Raw genomic sequence first — 16,274 nt, 5'->3', positions numbered from 1 at the left:
CAAGGCGGGCGGGTCAGCCGCTGAGGCGGACCGGCATGATCAGGTACTTGTAGGCCTCGTCCGCCTCGGCGTCCAGCGCCGGCCTGCCGCTGAGCAGCGCGGGCTTGGTGGACGTCGTGAAGGACAGCTGGGCCACCGGGGAGTCGATGGCGCTGAGGCCGTCCAGCAGGAAGGTCGGGTTGAAGGCGATCGAGACGTCGTCGCCCTCCAACTGGGCGTCGACCCTCTCCACAGCCTGTGCGTCGTCGCTGGAGCCGGCCTCCAGGATCAGCACGCCCTGCTCGAAGCTGAGCCGCACCGGGGTGTTGCGCTCGGCGACCAGCGCCACGCGCTTGACGGCCTCCACGAAGGGGGCCGTCTCGATCACCGCGATGGAGTTGAACTCCGTCGGGAACAGCGAGCGGTACTTCGGGAGGTCGCCCTCCAGGAGGCGCGTCGTCGTACGGCGGCCGGCGCCCTCGAAGCCGATGAGGCCCTCACCCGCGCCCGAGCCGGACAGCGCGATGGTGACGCTGTCGCCGCTCGTGAGCGCCTTGGCGGTGTCCAGGAGCGTCTTGGCGGGCACCAGGGCGACCGCGGAGGCCTCCGGGTTCTCCGGCTTCCACAGGAACTCGCGGACCGCGAAGCGGTAGCGGTCGGTGGAGGCCAAGGTGACGGTGTCGCCCTCGATCTCGATGCGCACACCGGTGAGGACGGGCAGGGTGTCGTCACGGCCGGCCGCGATGGCGACCTGGGCGGCGGCGGCGGCGAAGACCTCGCCGGGGACCGTGCCCGTCGCGTTCGGCATCTGGGGCAGCGACGGGTACTCCTCCACAGGCAGTGTGTGCAGGGTGAACCGCGAGGAGCCGCAGACCACCGTGGCCCGTACACCGTCTGTGGAAATCTCCACCGGCCGGTTCGGCAGGGCGCGGCAGATGTCTGCGAGCAGCCGGCCGGAGACGAGGACCGTGCCCTCCTCCTCGACCTCGGTCTCCACCGACACGCGTGCGGAGACCTCGTAGTCGAAGCTGGAGAGGCTGAGGGCTCCGTTCTCGGCCTTCAGCAGGAGGCCGGCGAGGACAGGCGCCGGCGGCCGGGCCGGGAGGCTGCGCGCCGCCCAGGCCACTGCCTCCGCGAGTACGTCGCGTTCCACCCGGATCTTCACTCTTGCCGCCTCCTGCTGTTGCCGGCGCTTCTCGCCCTGCCTGGCTTTCGTCGTCTGTCTCGGTGTCGTCGGTCCCGGTGAGGGGAAGGACCACCGGGGTCCAGTCTGACGCACAGCACTGACAGTAGGTGCCCCTCGGGTCAAGTCGTGACGAGGAGCAGCCGGGCCCCGGACAGCGAGTTGTGCACAGCCCCTCCTTCGAACCGGACTTCTCGCTCTCTCTAGTTGGGAGTAGTAGTAGGGGCTGTGGATACCGTGGATAACCCCGTTTCCGCAGGTCAGACCCGATATTTTATCCACTGGCCCTGGGGACGGAGGCGGTGGACAACTCGGGTCTTCTGTGGAGAACAGAAAGTTCTGCACACTCCATGCACAGGGAGGGGCGACTTCTCCCCAGGACCGTCCCCAGGTTTGGCGGTCTTTCCCACAGGCCCCCTCGGCACCTTCGTGTGACGCCTTTCACTCGACCCGGTGAGGAGGCGCCTCACGTTGCCGAACAGTGGACAGCCATGTGGAGAAGCCGGTGATCGCTGGGGACAACCGGCCGCAGCCTGTGGGTTACCGGTGGACAACTTCGTGCACAGCCTGTGGACGGTGAATTCATCCACAGGCTGTGGAAAACTTTTGTCCACGAATCCACAGCCAGGTGACCTGCCCCGATTCTCTTTCACCCACGCCGCCTGTGGACAGGATCTGGACAACTTCGCAGTCCCCAGGTTGTGGACGGAAGAAAGTCACCGAATCTGTGGAGAGTGGCCGTAACCCGGCGACTATTCGAACAGCGGATGACCGGGCGCCGACGCCTGGCACGACGAAGGGCGCCCCGGGAACAGCTCCCGGAACGCCCTCGACGGGTCCGTGCGGCCCTGTCAGCCCGCCTTGATGCGGTTCGTCAGCTCGGTCACCTGGTTGTAGATGGAGCGCCGCTCCGCCATCAGATTGCGGATCTTGCGGTCCGCGTGCATCACCGTGGTGTGGTCACGGCCGCCGAACAGGGCGCCGATCTTCGGCAGCGAGAGATCCGTCAGCTCACGGCACAGGTACATCGCGATCTGCCGGGCCGTCACCAGTGCGCGGCCACGGGAGGTGCCGCACAGATCCTCGACCGTGAGCCCGAAGTAGTCGGCCGTCGCGCCCATGATGGCCGTCGACGTGATCTCGGGCGCCGAGTCGTCGCCGCCGGGCATCAGGTCCTTCAGGACGATCTCGGTCAGCCCGAGGTCCACCGGCTGCCGGTTGAGCGACGCGAACGCCGTCACCCGGATCAGCGCGCCCTCCAGCTCGCGGATGTTGCGCGAGATCCGGGACGCGATGAACTCCAGCACCTCCGGCGGGGCGTTGAGCTGCTCCTGCACCGCCTTCTTGCGCAGGATCGCGATCCGGGTCTCCAGTTCGGGCGGCTGGACGTCCGTGATCAGGCCCCACTCGAAACGGTTCCGCAGCCGGTCCTCCAGCGTCACCAGCTGCTTGGGCGGCCGGTCGCTGGACAGCACGATCTGCTTGTTGGCGTTGTGGAGCGTGTTGAAGGTGTGGAAGAACTCCTCCTGCGTCGACTCCTTGTCCGCCAGGAACTGGATGTCGTCGACGAGCAGGATGTCCATCTCGCGGTACCGCTTGCGGAAGCTGTCGCCCTTGCCGTCGCGGATGGAGTTGATGAACTCGTTGGTGAACTCCTCCGAGCTGACGTACCGCACCCGCGTGCCCGGATAGAGGCTGCGCGCGTAGTGCCCGATGGCGTGCAGCAGGTGCGTCTTGCCGAGACCTGACTCCCCATAGATGAAGAGCGGGTTGTACGCCTTCGCGGGCGCCTCGGCGACGGCGACCGCGGCGGCGTGCGCGAAGCGGTTCGAGGCGCCGATGACGAACGTGTCGAAGAGGTACTTCGGGTTGAGCCGGGCCGTCGGTTCGCCGGGGCCGCTCGCCGGCGCGGACTTCGCGCCCAGCGGACCGGGCGCGCCGGTCTGACCGTGACCGCCCGGTCCGCGGTGCGGATGCCCGCCGCCCGAGGAATCGGGCATCTCACGCCGGGCGGGGTCGCGCTGGTCGTACTCGGGGCGCGACTGCTGGTACTCCGAGCGCTGCTGGTCGTAGGGCGAGCGGTCGTAGGGCGGCCGGTCCATGGCCTGCGGCCGGTAGTCCTGCGAGGGCGGGCCGTACGAGTCCTGGTCCTGGGACCCGTACGCGTCCTGGGACGGCGGGCCGTAGGAGTCCTGCCCGGACCCGCCGTACGCGTCCTGTGACGGCGACGCGTACGGGTCGCGTTCGGGGAAACCGAGGCGCTGCTGCTGCCAGCCGTAGTCGTCCTGCCCCTGCCGGGGCCACGCGCCGGGCTCGGGCCGCTGGTACTCCGACGGGTAGGTGGGCCGCGCGGTCGGCAGCTGGTCCTGGCGGGGGCCCTGGTCGCCGCCCCCCTGGGACTGATCGGCGCGGTGCCGGCCGTAGCCCTGGTACGGGTTGTCGCGCGGGCCGTCGTACTGGCCGGACGGACGTTCGGATTCGTCGTAGCGCGACGATCCCGACGACGCCGGAGGTTCGCCCACGGAGTCGTCGACGGTGATCGCGATGCGGATGGGCCGGCCGCACTCGCGGCTCAGTGTCTCGCTGACGATCGGGGCGAGGCGGCCTTCCAGCACACCCTTCGCGAACTCGTTGGGCACGGCGAGCAGGGCGGTGTCCGCGACCAGGGCGAGCGGCTGGCAGCGCCTGATCCAGTGCTCGTCCTTCACCTCGACACCCTGGCCGCGGCCCTCACCGAGGAGCTGCTCCAGTACTCGTGGCCACACTGCGGCAAGATCGGCAGGTACGTCAGCCACAGGGCACGCTCTCTCGTGGGTCCCACGTTCGTGTGACGGTGGGACGGTGGGGGATTCGCATCGGGTGCGGGCAGGGACAAAGGAACGAATCGGAGTTCAGCCACGGTAGTCAGGCCGACGGGTACGGTTCAAGTTGTTGTCCCCAGCCTGTGGACAGTGTCTCCCACGGCCGCCGGTTTGACCGGATGGCGTAGCCGCGCGTACCGTGACCAGGTCGAGTTGTCGATGGCTGCTGCCGCCTGCCTCCGATGGGCACAGATCGCGTCAGGTGATCGGGAAGCGGTGCACTCGGGCGTTGACCGCGAGCTACCTCGTGGGCGCACGGTGACAGCCAGGACGGCACCCCGCCACCACCGATTGATTTCTGGAGCCCCCGAGTGAGCAAGCGCACCTTCCAGCCGAACAACCGTCGTCGTGCCAAGACCCACGGCTTCCGCCTGCGGATGCGCACCCGTGCCGGTCGCGCGATTCTCGCGAACCGCCGCGGCAAGGGTCGCGCCAACCTGTCCGCCTGAGCCTGATCAGGTCATGACGTCGTGCTGCCTACCGAGCATCGGCTGAGGCGGCGCGAGGACTTTGCGACCGCGGTACGACGGGGTCGTCGGGCAGGCCGCCCGACTCTCGTCGTCCACCTTAAAAGCGGTGCCACGGACCCGCACGCGCCTGGGGAGAGCGCTCCCCCGACACGTGCGGGTTTCGTCGTCAGCAAGGCCGTGGGCGGAGCGGTCGTGCGCAACAAGGTGAAGCGCAGACTGCGTCATCTGATGCGCGACCGAGTCGCTCTCCTTCCCCCCGGTAGCCTGGTAGTCGTACGGGCGCTGCCCGGTGCGGGTGACGCCGACCACGCACAGCTGGCCCAAGACCTCGATGCCGCCCTTCAACGGCTACTAGGAGGGGGCGCGCGATGAAGTACCCGCTGCTGGCCTTGATCAAGCTCTACCAGTGGACGATCAGTCCACTGCTCGGGCCGGTGTGCAAGTACTACCCGTCGTGCTCCCACTACGGCTTCACCGCCATCGACCGGCACGGTGCGGTCAAGGGAACGGCACTCACCGCCTGGCGCATCCTGCGGTGCAATCCCTGGTCGCTCGGCGGCGTGGACCATGTCCCGCCGCGCAAGCGTCCGCGATGGCACGAGATGCTGCGCAACACATGGCGCGCACGCAAGGGCGGGCCCTCCGCCGCCGAAACGGCCACCGAAGAGAAGCCTTCTTCAAGCCCGGCCGCAGAGACACCGTCCCATGCCCAAGGAGCATGATTAGTGGACACGATTGCCAGCCTCTTCAGTTTCATCACCACACCCGTCTCCTGGGTCATCGTCCAGTTCCACAAGGTGTACGGCGCCATCTTCGGCGCCGACACCGGGTGGGCCTGGGGCTTGTCCATCGTGTCCCTGGTGATCCTGATCCGGATCTGCCTGATCCCGCTCTTCGTGAAGCAGATCAAGGCGACGCGGGCGATGCAGACACTGCAGCCCGAGATGAAGAAGATCCAGGAGCGCTACAAGAACGACAAGCAGCGCCAGTCCGAAGAGATGATGAAGATGTACAAGGAGGCGGGTACCAACCCGCTCTCCTCGTGCCTTCCCATCCTGGCGCAGTCCCCGTTCTTCTTCGCTCTGTACCACGTGCTCAACAGCATCGCCAACGGTGACACCATTGGGGTGATCAACGAGAGCCTGCTGCAGAGCGCGCAGAAGGCGCACATCTTCGGCGCCCCGCTGGCCGCGAAGTTCACCGACAGCGCCTCGGACGTCGCCGCGCTCGACGCCTCGCTGTCCAGCGTCCGCATCGTCACGGCGATCATGATCGTCCTGATGTCGGCCTCGCAGTTCTTCACGCAGCGCCAGCTGATGACGAAGAACGTCGACACCTCGGTGAAGACGCCGTTCATGCAGCAGCAGAAGATGCTGCTGTACGTCTTCCCGGTCATGTTCGCGGTCTTCGGTATCAACTTCCCGGTCGGTGTCCTCGTCTACTGGCTGACCACCAACGTGTGGACCATGGGCCAGCAGATGTACGTGATCCGCAACAACCCGACCCCGGGTTCGAAGGCCCAGGCGGCCTACCTGGAGCGCCTGCACAAGCACGTCACGAACCAGGGCAAGATCCGTGGCCGTGGCCAGAAGGCCATCGTCAAGGCGATCGTGGCCAAGGGCCGGGACCGCAACGACTATGAGCGCAAGTTCATCAACGGTCTGAGCAAGGCGGGTCTGGCGGCCCAGCCCGACGGCACCGTGGTGAAGGGCGAGACCCAGACCGTCACCCTGACCGAGGACGGCGAGGCCACGACGGTCACGGCCCGGCGGCAGCAGCCCAAGCGCCAGAGCAAGTCCCAGCGCCAGTCCGGGACGGCCAAGGCGACCGACGAGCCCACCTCGCTGATCAAGTCCGACGAGCCGCAGGATGCCAAGCCCGCCGGCGCCGCCAAGCCGAAGGCCGGCTCCGGCGGTGGCCGTAGCAAGGCTCAGTCCGGGCAGCGCAAGGGCGGCCCGCAGCGCCCCAAGTCCCCGTCCAAGAAGTAAGAAGGAGCCCATCCCGTGACGGAAGGCACCACCTCCGCCGCCGCCGAGGGTGCAGACACCCTGACCCGCCTGGAGCAGGAGGGCGAGATCGCGGCGGACTACCTCGAGGGTCTGCTGGACATCGCCGATCTCGACGGCGACATCGACATGGATGTCGAGGCCGACCGCGCTTCGGTGTCGATCATCAGCGACGTGGCAGGCCGTGACCTGTACAAGCTCGTCGGCCGGGACGGCGAGGTGCTGGAGGCGTTGCAGGAGCTGACGCGTCTTGCCGTGCACCGGGAAACCGGCGACCGTAGCCGACTGATGCTGGACATCGCGGGCTACCGGGCCAAGAAGCGCACCGAACTCTCCGAGCTGGGCGCCAAGGCCGCGGCCGACGCGAGGAACAGCGGCGAGCCGGTCAAGCTGGACCCGATGACGCCCTTCGAGCGCAAGGTCGTCCACGACGCGGTCAAGGCGGCCGGTCTGCGCAGCGAGTCCGAGGGTGAAGAGCCGCAGCGCTTCGTCGTCGTGCTGCCCAACTGATTCAGCGCGTACGTTTTCCCGGCCCCGTCTGTCGCGCAGGCGGGGCCGGTCTTGTCAGACCTGGTAGTTCTGGTGGCCGGCGCTGAAGGCGTCGATGCGGTACGGAAGGACGGTCCCCGTGACGGAGGCAGCGGAACTCCCCCCTGCGCCCGAGCAAGCACGCGAGGTATTCGGTGATCGCTTCGCGGATGCGGTCCGGTACGCCGAGCTGCTGGCTGAGGCGGGTGTGCAGCGTGGGCTCATCGGCCCAAGGGAAGTGCCCCGACTGTGGGAGAGGCACATCCTGAACTGCGCGGTGCTCTCCGAAGCCGTGCCCGAGGATGTGACGGTGTGCGACGTCGGTTCCGGCGCCGGCCTGCCGGGCATCCCCCTGGCCCTCGTGCGGGAGGATCTGAAGATCACCCTCCTGGAGCCCCTTCTGCGGCGCACGAATTTCCTGACCGAGGTCGTCGAGCTTCTCGGCCTCGACCATGTGACCGTCGTGCGCGGGCGGGCGGAAGAGGTCATGGGCAAGCTTCCGCCGGTCCATGTCGTGACCGCGCGGGCGGTGGCTCCACTGGACCGCCTGGCCGCCTGGGGAATCCCCCTGCTCCGCCCCTACGGGGAGATGCTTGCGCTGAAGGGCGACACTGCCGAGGAGGAGCTGAAGAGCGCGGCCACCGCGCTGAGCAAGCTCGGTGCGGTGAGCACGTCGATCCTCCACGTCGGCGAGGGACTGGTGGATCCGCTTTCCACGGTGGTGCGGGTCGAGGTCGGGGAGAGTCCGGGTGGTGTGAGGTTCGCTGCGAAGCGTGCCAAGGCGGCACGGACGGGGCGCACACGCCGTCGCCGCTGATCCGGCCCGAAAGAAAGCCGTACTCCACACAAGCTGCCCAATCTGCGCATGACGGAGTGTCGCGGCAGTTCGGCCGCAGGCGCTGTGCATCGTGTTTCACGTGAAACGTCGCTCATTGCTGCACGGCATCATCAGCCGCGGTCGCGCCGCGGCCGAACCCCGTGACCGGAAGCCTCTCGGCTCACTCGTCAAGGGGTCGGAGTTGTCCACAGAGGTGGATTTCTCCACAGAAGACCAGGCCTCCCTGGTTCGCGACCCCGGAGGCATGGGAGGCTCTGTTCATTGCGAGCCTGAAGTCGAGGAGAGTGAATCCTTGCGGTCCGACGCCAACATCGCGGGACCGATGACCGATCCGGTCCCCGGTCCCCGTACCGAGTCGATGGGGGACGATGTTTCACGTGAAACACCGCCTCCGATGGACGACACTCCGATCGGTCGTGCTGCCCAACTGGCGGTAGAGGCTCTCGGCCGCGCCGGCGAGGGCCTGCCACGGCCTGAGCAGACGCGCATCATGGTGGTCGCCAATCAGAAGGGCGGCGTCGGCAAGACGACGACGACCGTCAACCTTGCCGCATCGCTGGCCCTGCATGGTGCCCGCGTCCTGGTGATCGACCTCGACCCGCAGGGCAATGCGTCCACTGCCCTCGGGATCGACCATCATGCCGAGGTTCCGTCGATCTACGACGTGTTGGTCGAGAGCCGCCCGCTGGCGGAAGTGGTCCAGCCCGTCCCTGATGTCGAAGGCCTCTTCTGCGCTCCTGCCACCATCGATCTCGCCGGTGCGGAGATCGAGCTGGTGTCGCTGGTGGCTCGTGAGAGCCGACTCGAGCGAGCCATCCAGGCGTACGAGCAGCCGCTGGACTATGTCCTGATCGACTGCCCGCCCTCGCTCGGCCTGCTGACGGTCAACGCGATGGTGGCGGGCCAGGAGGTCCTCATCCCGATCCAGTGCGAGTACTACGCACTGGAGGGATTGGGCCAGCTGCTGCGTAACGTCGAGCTGGTGCGGGGTCACCTCAACCCCACCCTCCACGTCTCGACGATCTTGCTCACCATGTACGACGGCCGGACGCGTCTCGCGTCGCAGGTCGCCGATGAGGTGCGCACCCACTTCGGCGACGAGGTGCTGCGGACGAGCATTCCCCGCTCCGTCCGCATCTCCGAAGCGCCGAGCTACGGGCAGACGGTACTGACCTACGATCCCGGATCGAGCGGTGCACTGTCCTACCTTGAAGCAGCCCGAGAGATTGCGCTGAGGGGTGTCGGTGTCAGCTATGACGGCACCCATGCCCACATCGGCGCTCAGAACAACCCGACCATGGAGGGGATCCAGTGAGTGATCGACGGAGGGGGCTGGGCCGTGGTCTTGGCGCACTGATCCCTGCTGCCCCGACCGAGAGGACACCGGCGCAGACTGCCGTGGGCGGCGTGACCACGACGTCCTCTGCCGGTGTTCCGGTCCTGACGACCGACCGCGGGGTGGCCGCGGCGAAGGTGGCCACGCTGCCACCTGTTTCACGTGAAACAGACGAGCCCTTGGCGAACGGTGCCGCGGACGTTCCCGCACCGCCCATGGGTGTCCACTTCGCGGAACTTCCACTCGACTCGATCACGCCGAACCCGCGGCAGCCGCGTGAGGTGTTCGACGAGGACGCGCTCCAGGAGCTGATCACCTCCATCAAGGAGGTCGGCCTCCTCCAGCCGGTCGTCGTACGGCAGACCGGTCCAGGGCGCTACGAGCTGATCATGGGTGAACGGCGCTGGCGTGCCTGCCGTGAGGCGGGTCTGGAGGCCATCCCGGCGATCGTCCGGGCCACGGACGACGAGAAGCTCCTTCTGGACGCGCTGCTGGAGAACCTCCACCGGGCTCAGCTGAACCCGCTCGAGGAGGCTGCCGCCTACGACCAGTTGCTGAAGGACTTCAACTGCACCCACGACCAGTTGGCGGACCGGATCGGGCGCTCGCGTCCCCAGGTCTCCAACACGCTGCGGCTGCTGAGGCTCTCCCCGGCTGTCCAGCGTCGGGTGGCGGCCGGTGTCCTCTCGGCGGGTCATGCCCGGGCCCTGCTCTCCGTCGACGACTCGGAGGAGCAGGACCGGCTCGCCCACCGCATCGTGGCGGAGGGGCTGTCGGTGCGGGCGGTCGAGGAGATCGTGACCCTCATGGGGTCGCGCCCGCAGGCCCCTCAGCGTGCCAAGGGGCCTCGCGCCGGAGGTCGGGTGTCGCCGGCCCTGTCGGACCTCGCCAGCCGCCTCTCGGACCGTTTCGAGACGCGGGTGAAGGTCGACCTGGGGCAGAAGAAGGGCAAGATCACCGTCGAGTTCGCCTCGATGGAGGACCTTGAGCGGATCCTCGACAGCTTGGCACCCGGTGAAGGGCCCGTCCTCCAGAAGGGCTTGGTGGAGGGGGAGTCCGAGGAAACGGACGACTGAGCGTCCCATGGCCGGGTCATGTCGCCCCGCCAACTGCCAAGAGCGAGTCGCCTCCGGTCCGTCCGGAATCCGGCTCGCTCTTTGCTTTCGGGGCGGTGTCGAGGGAATCGCGTCGTGGATACGATGCGGTGAGCTATGGCGCGACCACCTGATGACACCTTTGAGTGGGAGGCGGGGGCCATGCGAACGATGAGCCGGACCGGACTGGTGGGCGCGGCCCTGGGGCTCGGCGCGGTCGGCGGATTCGTCGGCAGCCTCCTCAAGGAACGCAGCGCTCTGACTGCCGCTCGCGATGCCGCGGGCGAAGGAAGCGAGGATCAGCCTTCATGGGGCGTCGGCTCGTACCGCTCACGCTGGACAACCTTCAGGACCTTCCCCAGCGTTGCCGCTCGTGTGTCTTCTGGGAGCTGGACCCCGTCAGCGGTGAGGCAGCGGTAAGGGCCGGCACGGCGGCGGTGGAGAAAGAGGCCTGGATCTCCGCGGTCCTGCTCGACTGGGGGTCCTGCGGCCGGGTCGTCTACGTCGATGACGTCGCGGTGGGTTATGTGCTCTACGCTCCGCCGGCGTACGTTCCCCGTTCGACGGCGTTTCCGACGAGCCCTGTCTCTCCGGACGCGGTGCAGTTGATGACCGGGTTCATCATGCCGGGCTATCAGGGCCAGGGGCTCGGGCGGGTGATGGTCCAGACGGTCGCCAAGGATCTCCTGCGACGGGACTTCAAAGCGATCGAGGCGTTCGGTGACGCACGCTGGAAGGACCCAGCGTGCCTTCTGCCGGCCGACCATCTGCTGGCGGTGGGCTTCAAGACGGTAAGGCCGCACCCTTCTCATCCGCGGCTGCGGCTGGAGCTTCGCACCACCCTCTCCTGGAAGGAAGACGTGGAGATGGCGCTCGACCGACTGTTGGGAGCTGTACAGAAGGAGCCGGCGTTGCGGCCCCTGTGATCGGCTCCGTGAAACACGAATGGCCGACCCGTCCGGGTCAGCCATTCATGTTTCACGTGAAACACGCGCCGCTCGCGCGACGCTCAGAACGTCACTCGCCGATGAAGTCCTCAAGGTCGCGCACGAGCGCGGCCTTCGCCTTGGCGCCGACGATGGTCTTGGCGACCTCGCCGTTCTGGTAGACGTTCAGGGTCGGGATGGACATCACGCCGTACTTGGCGGCGGTACCCGGGTTCTCGTCGATGTTGAGCTTGACGATCTCGATCTTGTCGCCGTACTCGGCCGCGATCGCCTCGAGGGACGGAGCGATCTGGCGGCACGGGCCGCACCATGCAGCCCAGAAGTCCACCAGGACGGGCTTGTCGCTCTTGAGGACGTCCTGCTCGAAGGAGTCGTCGGTTACGTGCTTGAGGTCGGCCACGGCGGGCTCCTTTAACTGATGTGTGCGGTGGGGCGGGAGGGGGTCAGACGGCGGTCTTCTCGGGCTCTGCCTGCTCCTCGTCCGCGAGGGCGGCGAGGTAGCGCTCTGCGTCGAGGGCGGCGGAACAGCCGGTGCCGGCCGCGGTGATCGCCTGACGGTAGGTGTGGTCGACGACATCGCCGGCGGCAAAGACACCGGTCACGTTCGTCCGGGTGGACGGGGCGACGACCTTCAGGTAGCCCTCCTCGTCCAGGTCGAGCTGTCCCTTGAAGAGTTCGGTGCGCGGGTCGTGGCCGATCGCGATGAACAGACCTGTCACCGCCAGGTCGGAGAGCTCGCCGGTCTTGAGGTTGCGCAGCTTCAGGCCGGCCAGCTTCGGGTCACCCTGGATCTCGGCGACCTCGCTGTCCCAGACGAACGAGATCTTCGGGTCGGCGAAGGCACGCTCCTGCATCGCCTTGGAGGCACGCAGGGTGTCCCGGCGGTGGACGATCGTCACGGACTTGGCGAAGCGCGACAGGAAGGTGGCCTCCTCCATCGCGGTGTCGCCGCCACCGATCACGGCGATGTCCTGGTCCTTGAAGAAGAAGCCGTCACACGTGGCACACCACGAGACGCCGCGGCCGGAAAGGGCGTCCTCGTTGGGCAGGCCGAGCTTGCGGTGCTGAGAGCCGGTGGTGACGATCACGGCCTTGGCCCGGTGGACCGTGCCCGCCGTGTCGGTCACCGTCTTGATCTCACCGGTGAGGTCGACGGAGACGACGTCGTCGGGGATCAGTTCGGCGCCGAAGCGCTCGGCCTGGGCGCGCATGTTGTCCATGAGCTCGGGGCCCATGATGCCGTCCTGAAAGCCGGGGAAGTTCTCGACCTCGGTGGTGTTCATCAGGGCGCCGCCCGCGGTGACGGCCCCTTCGAACACCAGCGGCTTCAGTGATGCACGCGCGGTGTAGAGCGCCGCCGTGTAGCCGGCGGGCCCGGAGCCGATGATGATCACGTTTCGGACGTCGCTCACGGCTTCATTCCTCGTCTCTGGTCTATGTCGATCGACCGGGGGAGCCTCTGGAAACTCTCACCCCACCCAACGGATCCTAAGGGGCGTGCATTCCCGCTGTGTCCGGGCACACCAAGGGGCCGACGCCGTACGGGATACGACGCATGACGGGGACACAGGCCTAAGGGTCAGGGGCGGGTGTAGGAGTCCTTCAGAAGGATCTTCGCAGTGCCGGAGGACGGCTTGCTGACACAGGTCGCGTCCATCAGGTACGCCGTGACCAGGGTGCTGTCCGAGCTGTCAGGGAGGACGACCAGGAGAGCGTCCCTCCCCTGGTATGTGCCCTTCTCGACGGCGAGGGCAGCGTCCTTGCGATCCATGCCCTTCTGGACGCAACCGGGCACCGTGGGCTGCTGGAAGACCCTGGGAGTCTTGGTCTCGGGCTCTCCCTGCATTCCCAGAGTGTGGGGGGTGGAGTGGGGGGAGGCGGCGAGGAGATCGGTGACCTGTTGTTCCAGACGGTTCTCGGAGAAGCTGTCCGCGACGGTAGCCCGCTGACCGGGAGCCGCAGTGCCTGGTCCCTCGTCGCCGTTCAGCGACGACACCAGGACCGATCCGAGTCCCAGCGCGGCGGCGAAGACGGTCCCCAGTACGACGATCTTGCGGCGCCCGCTCCGTCGGCGATCCTTGCGGCCCGGTCCGGTGCTGGTGGTTCGGGCGCGTCCTGCGGGCGGAGGTGGTGAGGCCGGTGTTTCACGTGAAACATACGTACCGTTGTCCGGCCCGAGTGTGGAGGGCTCCCGAGCCGTGGCGTCGATCAAGGCTTCCACGGCGAGTGCGGCATCGATGCGGTGGGCGACATCGTCAGGCATGCGCGTCGGTCCAGGCAGCCTCCCCAGGAGGCCACGGATCTCCTCCAGCGATGCGTGGACGTCCGCACAGAGCAGGCAGTCGTCCAGATGCCGATGGACTTCCGCACTGTGGTCGGGCGGGAGCAGGCCCTCGATGAGGTCGGAGATCTCCGTGACGTCCGGGTGCCCGGCCGTGTCCGTCGTCGATGTCACGTTCGCCCACCTCCGCCCTTCACAGCAGCTGAATCGCCGGTCCCGGCGCCGTCCGGGCCTCCGTCCCGAGGACCCGTTGCCGGTGGGACGGATGTCCCCTCCGCCCGGTTCCGTCCTCGCCCCGTTTCCCTCACCTTGCCGGAGTCGGCCGGCCGCAGATGGGTGAGGAGTGGCAGGAGTCTCGCTCTGCCCCGGGCGCAGCGACTCTTCACCGTCCCTATCGGGACGTCGAGTACACGGGCGGCCTCGGCGACGGGATAGCCCTGCATGTCCACCAGGATGAGCGCCGCACGCTGGTCGGGCGGCAGCGTGCCGAGGGCTTCGAGGAGCTGGCGGTGCAGGTCGTTGCGCTCGGCGGGTGCCGAGGCCGATTCGTGCGGCTCCAGCAACTGCTCCAGGCGTTCGGTGTCATCGACCGGGGAGGTCTTGCGGGACGCCGCTTTGCGGGCCCGGTCCAGACAGGCGTTGACCGTGATCCGGTGCAGCCAGGTGGTGACGGCGGACTGGCCGCGGAAGGTGTGGGCAGCCCGGTAGGCGGACACCAGGGCATCCTGAACCGCGTCAGCGGCCTCCTCGCGGTCCCCCAGGGTCCTGAGGGCCACCGCCCAGAGCCGGTCGCGGTGACGCCGTACAAGCTCACCGAAGGCGTCAGGATCGCCCTCCACGTGGCGGGTGAGGAGGTCATGATCGCTGATTCCGTCGTATCCGGCGCCTGCTGCCATCGGACCCCCTCCCCCTCGGGTGAGACCTCAGCCCGTGAACTTCACGTCGGTGATGGCCTGCCTGTAGCCGGCGTCACTGTAACCATCGGTGGGCGCATACGGGACGGCGGTGATCCAGAGGAGCACGTACTGGGTCTTCACGGCCTTCGATGCCTTCACCGTGAGCGAGGTGCCGCTGGCGTCGGCGGTACCGATCTCCTTCATTCCGCTGATGCCCGTGGACGGGGAGAGCGAGTCCGTGGCGTAGAGCTTCGCGGTCGTGTGGTCGCCGGAGTACCGGAGCCCTATCGACGCTGCGGAGATGTCCTGCGCCGACCCGAGGTCGTAGACGATGCCCACTCCGGGCTTGTACGGGGCGAGCGGCGGCCCTTCGGTGTAGTTCTTGGTCCGCCAGAAGGTGGAGCTGTCACCGTCATAGGTGTTGCCGACGTCCTCCGGCGCCTGGGCGGAACCGCTGGCGACGTACTCCTGCGAGCCCGTGATCTTGAGCTGCTGGACAGGCTTGGGCGCGGCGCTGTTGTTGTCGTCGCCGTCCGTCGTCTGCGTCTGGTTCGTGTCGTCGGAGTTGTTCTGGTCCATCAACGCATCCGCGAGCTGCCAGCTGCCGAGACCGAGGGCGGCGATGAGCAGCGCGGAGACCGCCCACTTCAGGGCCTTGCCGGTGCGGCTCTGCAACGGGGGCGGCGGGGTCCGAACCGTCTGGGTGGCGCCCGGGTGCACCGAGGGACGGCCGTAGCTGCCCTGTTGGTACGTCGTGCGCTGGTACTCGGGGGGCGCGGTGAACGCGGGTTCCGGCGGGCGGATGCGGGGCATCTCGCCGATGGCCTTGACCAGGTCCTCCGGTGTGGCGCACGCGGACTCGTGCCGGGAGGCGGTCGCTCCGTCGTTGACGAGAGCGCGCATGGCCAGCTCCGACAGGCCCCGGTGGATTCCGGCACGCACCTGGTCGGGGGCGATCAGTCCGACGGCCTTGGGCAGCCCGGACAGACCGTAGGCATCGTTCTCGTACGGCCAGCGCTGGGTGAGTGCCGCGTACAGCAGGGCACCGATCGCCTCGGTATCGGTGCGCTGCGGGGTGTCGGAACTGACGCCGCGCAGCGCCGCGTTCACGGCGAGGCCACGGATGCGCCACTGGCCGGTGGAGGTGCGCAGCACGGCGTTGGGGTTCAGCCGCAGGTGTGCGAGCCCTTCGCGGTGGGCGGCAGCCATGGCGGAGGCGATCTGACTCACCATCTGGTAAGCGTCGTGCGGTTCCAGTGGCCCGGAAGCCAGGAGCGTAGTCAGCTCGGTGGCGTCGGGAAGCCACTCGTGCACAACGTAGACGAGGTCGTTCTCCTCGACCGCGTCCAGGACTTGGACGAAGCGAGGGTCACCGAGGAGGGCCGAGGACCGGGCCGCCGCCAGGACGGAACGGGCCCGCGTGTGATCCGCCGGCAGGACGTGGACACCGACGGCGCGGCGGAGTTTCTCGTCGACCGCACGCCAGCTGCTGAAACCGTCCAGACGGGTGACGCAGTCCTCGAGCCGGTAGCGTCTGGCGAGTTTGTGGCCGCTGTGCAGTTCTGGCGCCGAGGTCTTCCCGGGACGCTCGGCCCCGCCACTCCCCTGTGCCTCGTCGCTGTCCGTGTCCCGCTCCCGGTTCTTGGCCACACCGTCGGCCGTGGACTGGTCCGCCTGTGCGGTCAGCGGCTCATCGCCGCTGTTGTCTGCCACGTCGACGGCAGCCGTACTCCGTTCCGCCACCGTCGTCCCTGCCTCCCCATCCATGCGCGCCGTCCGACCTCGTGCGCGCCGTCCGACGCCGAACCCAATTGTGCCCACAGTCCGCCGCTATGCACGACACGCGGCGGCGGAC

Annotated in this window: 16 protein-coding genes; 9 read left to right on the top strand and 7 right to left on the bottom strand. The window is 67.9% G+C overall.

Translation table 11 applies throughout. The features are described from left to right. Positions 1-13: 13 nt before the first annotated feature. Together dnaN and dnaA are read right to left on the bottom strand one after the other, a co-directional pair. Positions 14-1,144, bottom strand: a complete 1,131-nt coding sequence (gene dnaN / locus BZL64_RS06575) for a DNA polymerase III subunit beta (RefSeq protein ID WP_086767068.1) — start codon at positions 1,142-1,144, stop codon at positions 14-16. An 869-nt stretch (positions 1,145-2,013) separates the two neighbouring features. Next, on the bottom strand, positions 2,014-3,957 hold the full coding sequence (gene dnaA, locus BZL64_RS06565) for a chromosomal replication initiator protein DnaA (RefSeq protein WP_086767064.1): 1,944 nt from the start codon (positions 3,955-3,957) through the stop codon (positions 2,014-2,016). A gap of 377 nt (positions 3,958-4,334) precedes the next feature. On the opposite strand from dnaA, the gene rpmH reads away from it, so the two are divergent. From rpmH to BZL64_RS06520, 9 genes are all read left to right on the top strand, one after another. Further along, a complete protein-coding gene (rpmH, locus tag BZL64_RS06560) occupies positions 4,335-4,472 on the top strand; it encodes a 50S ribosomal protein L34 (protein ID WP_014047156.1) in 138 nt (45 codons plus the stop codon). Between the two features lie 21 nt (positions 4,473-4,493). Beyond that, on the top strand, positions 4,494-4,865 hold the full coding sequence (rnpA, locus tag BZL64_RS06555) for a ribonuclease P protein component (protein WP_086767062.1): 372 nt from the start codon (positions 4,494-4,496) through the stop codon (positions 4,863-4,865). Further along, positions 4,862-5,215, top strand: a complete 354-nt coding sequence (yidD, locus tag BZL64_RS06550) for a membrane protein insertion efficiency factor YidD (protein ID WP_086767060.1) — start codon at positions 4,862-4,864, stop codon at positions 5,213-5,215. Before rnpA ends, yidD begins: the two co-directional genes overlap by 4 nt. Before the next feature lie 3 nt (positions 5,216-5,218). Further along, a complete protein-coding gene (gene yidC / locus BZL64_RS06545; RefSeq protein WP_086767057.1) occupies positions 5,219-6,481 on the top strand; it encodes a membrane protein insertase YidC in 1,263 nt (420 codons plus the stop codon). Positions 6,482-6,496: 15 nt separating this feature from the next. Continuing rightward, entirely contained in the window at positions 6,497-7,009 is a 513-nt protein-coding gene (locus BZL64_RS06540) for a Jag family protein (RefSeq protein ID WP_086767055.1), read from the top strand. Positions 7,010-7,127: 118 nt separating this feature from the next. Continuing rightward, complete coding sequence (gene rsmG / locus BZL64_RS06535; RefSeq protein ID WP_073491260.1) at positions 7,128-7,844, top strand: 16S rRNA (guanine(527)-N(7))-methyltransferase RsmG; 717 nt, start codon at positions 7,128-7,130, stop codon at positions 7,842-7,844. A gap of 265 nt (positions 7,845-8,109) precedes the next feature. Then, positions 8,110-9,180 (top strand): ParA family protein, encoded by a 1,071-nt coding sequence (locus BZL64_RS06530; protein ID WP_086767116.1) that lies wholly within the window; start codon positions 8,110-8,112, stop codon positions 9,178-9,180. After that, entirely contained in the window at positions 9,177-10,277 is a 1,101-nt protein-coding gene (locus BZL64_RS06525) for a ParB/RepB/Spo0J family partition protein (protein WP_086767053.1), read from the top strand. Before BZL64_RS06530 ends, BZL64_RS06525 begins: the two co-directional genes overlap by 4 nt. 326 nt (positions 10,278-10,603) lie before the next feature. Next, positions 10,604-11,221 carry a GNAT family N-acetyltransferase gene (locus tag BZL64_RS06520; RefSeq protein ID WP_086767050.1) on the top strand — a complete coding sequence of 206 codons (618 nt, stop codon included), beginning with the start codon at positions 10,604-10,606 and terminating at the stop codon, positions 11,219-11,221. A 91-nt stretch (positions 11,222-11,312) separates the two neighbouring features. Here the strand turns inward: BZL64_RS06520 and trxA are convergent, their stop codons facing one another. The 5 genes from trxA to BZL64_RS06495 form a co-directional block, all read right to left on the bottom strand. Continuing rightward, positions 11,313-11,642, bottom strand: coding sequence for a thioredoxin (gene trxA / locus BZL64_RS06515; protein ID WP_086767048.1), 330 nt, complete (start codon positions 11,640-11,642; stop codon positions 11,313-11,315). 43 nt (positions 11,643-11,685) lie between these two features. Continuing rightward, entirely contained in the window at positions 11,686-12,654 is a 969-nt protein-coding gene (gene trxB / locus BZL64_RS06510; RefSeq protein WP_073491214.1) for a thioredoxin-disulfide reductase, read from the bottom strand. A gap of 167 nt (positions 12,655-12,821) precedes the next feature. Beyond that, positions 12,822-13,697, bottom strand: a complete 876-nt coding sequence (locus tag BZL64_RS06505) for an anti-sigma factor family protein (RefSeq protein WP_086767046.1) — start codon at positions 13,695-13,697, stop codon at positions 12,822-12,824. Then, positions 13,694-14,419 carry an RNA polymerase sigma factor SigM gene (sigM, locus tag BZL64_RS06500; RefSeq protein WP_086767044.1) on the bottom strand — a complete coding sequence of 242 codons (726 nt, stop codon included), beginning with the start codon at positions 14,417-14,419 and terminating at the stop codon, positions 13,694-13,696. The genes BZL64_RS06505 and sigM overlap by 4 nt, the downstream gene beginning before the upstream one ends. A gap of 27 nt (positions 14,420-14,446) precedes the next feature. Then, a complete protein-coding gene (locus BZL64_RS06495) occupies positions 14,447-16,162 on the bottom strand; it encodes a protein kinase family protein (protein ID WP_086767042.1) in 1,716 nt (571 codons plus the stop codon). Positions 16,163-16,274: the final 112 nt, after the last annotated feature.

Source organism: Streptomyces bobili (assembly GCF_002154575.1).
GTDB classification, from domain to species: domain Bacteria; phylum Actinomycetota; class Actinomycetes; order Streptomycetales; family Streptomycetaceae; genus Streptomyces; species Streptomyces bobili.
This window is presented reverse-complemented; position numbering and strand designations above follow the sequence as displayed.

What these genes read in the sequence shown, in the direction of transcription:
- yidD (WP_086767060.1), top strand. Translation starts at nt 4,862, where the DNA reads ATGAAGTACCCGCTGCTGGCCTTGATCAAGCTCTACCAGTGGACGATC.
- BZL64_RS06530 (WP_086767116.1), top strand. Translation starts at nt 8,110, where the DNA reads ATGGGAGGCTCTGTTCATTGCGAGCCTGAAGTCGAGGAGAGTGAATCC.
- BZL64_RS06520 (WP_086767050.1), top strand. Translation starts at nt 10,604, where the DNA reads ATGGGGCGTCGGCTCGTACCGCTCACGCTGGACAACCTTCAGGACCTT.
- sigM (WP_086767044.1), bottom strand. Translation starts at nt 14,419, where the DNA reads ATGGCAGCAGGCGCCGGATACGACGGAATCAGCGATCATGACCTCCTC.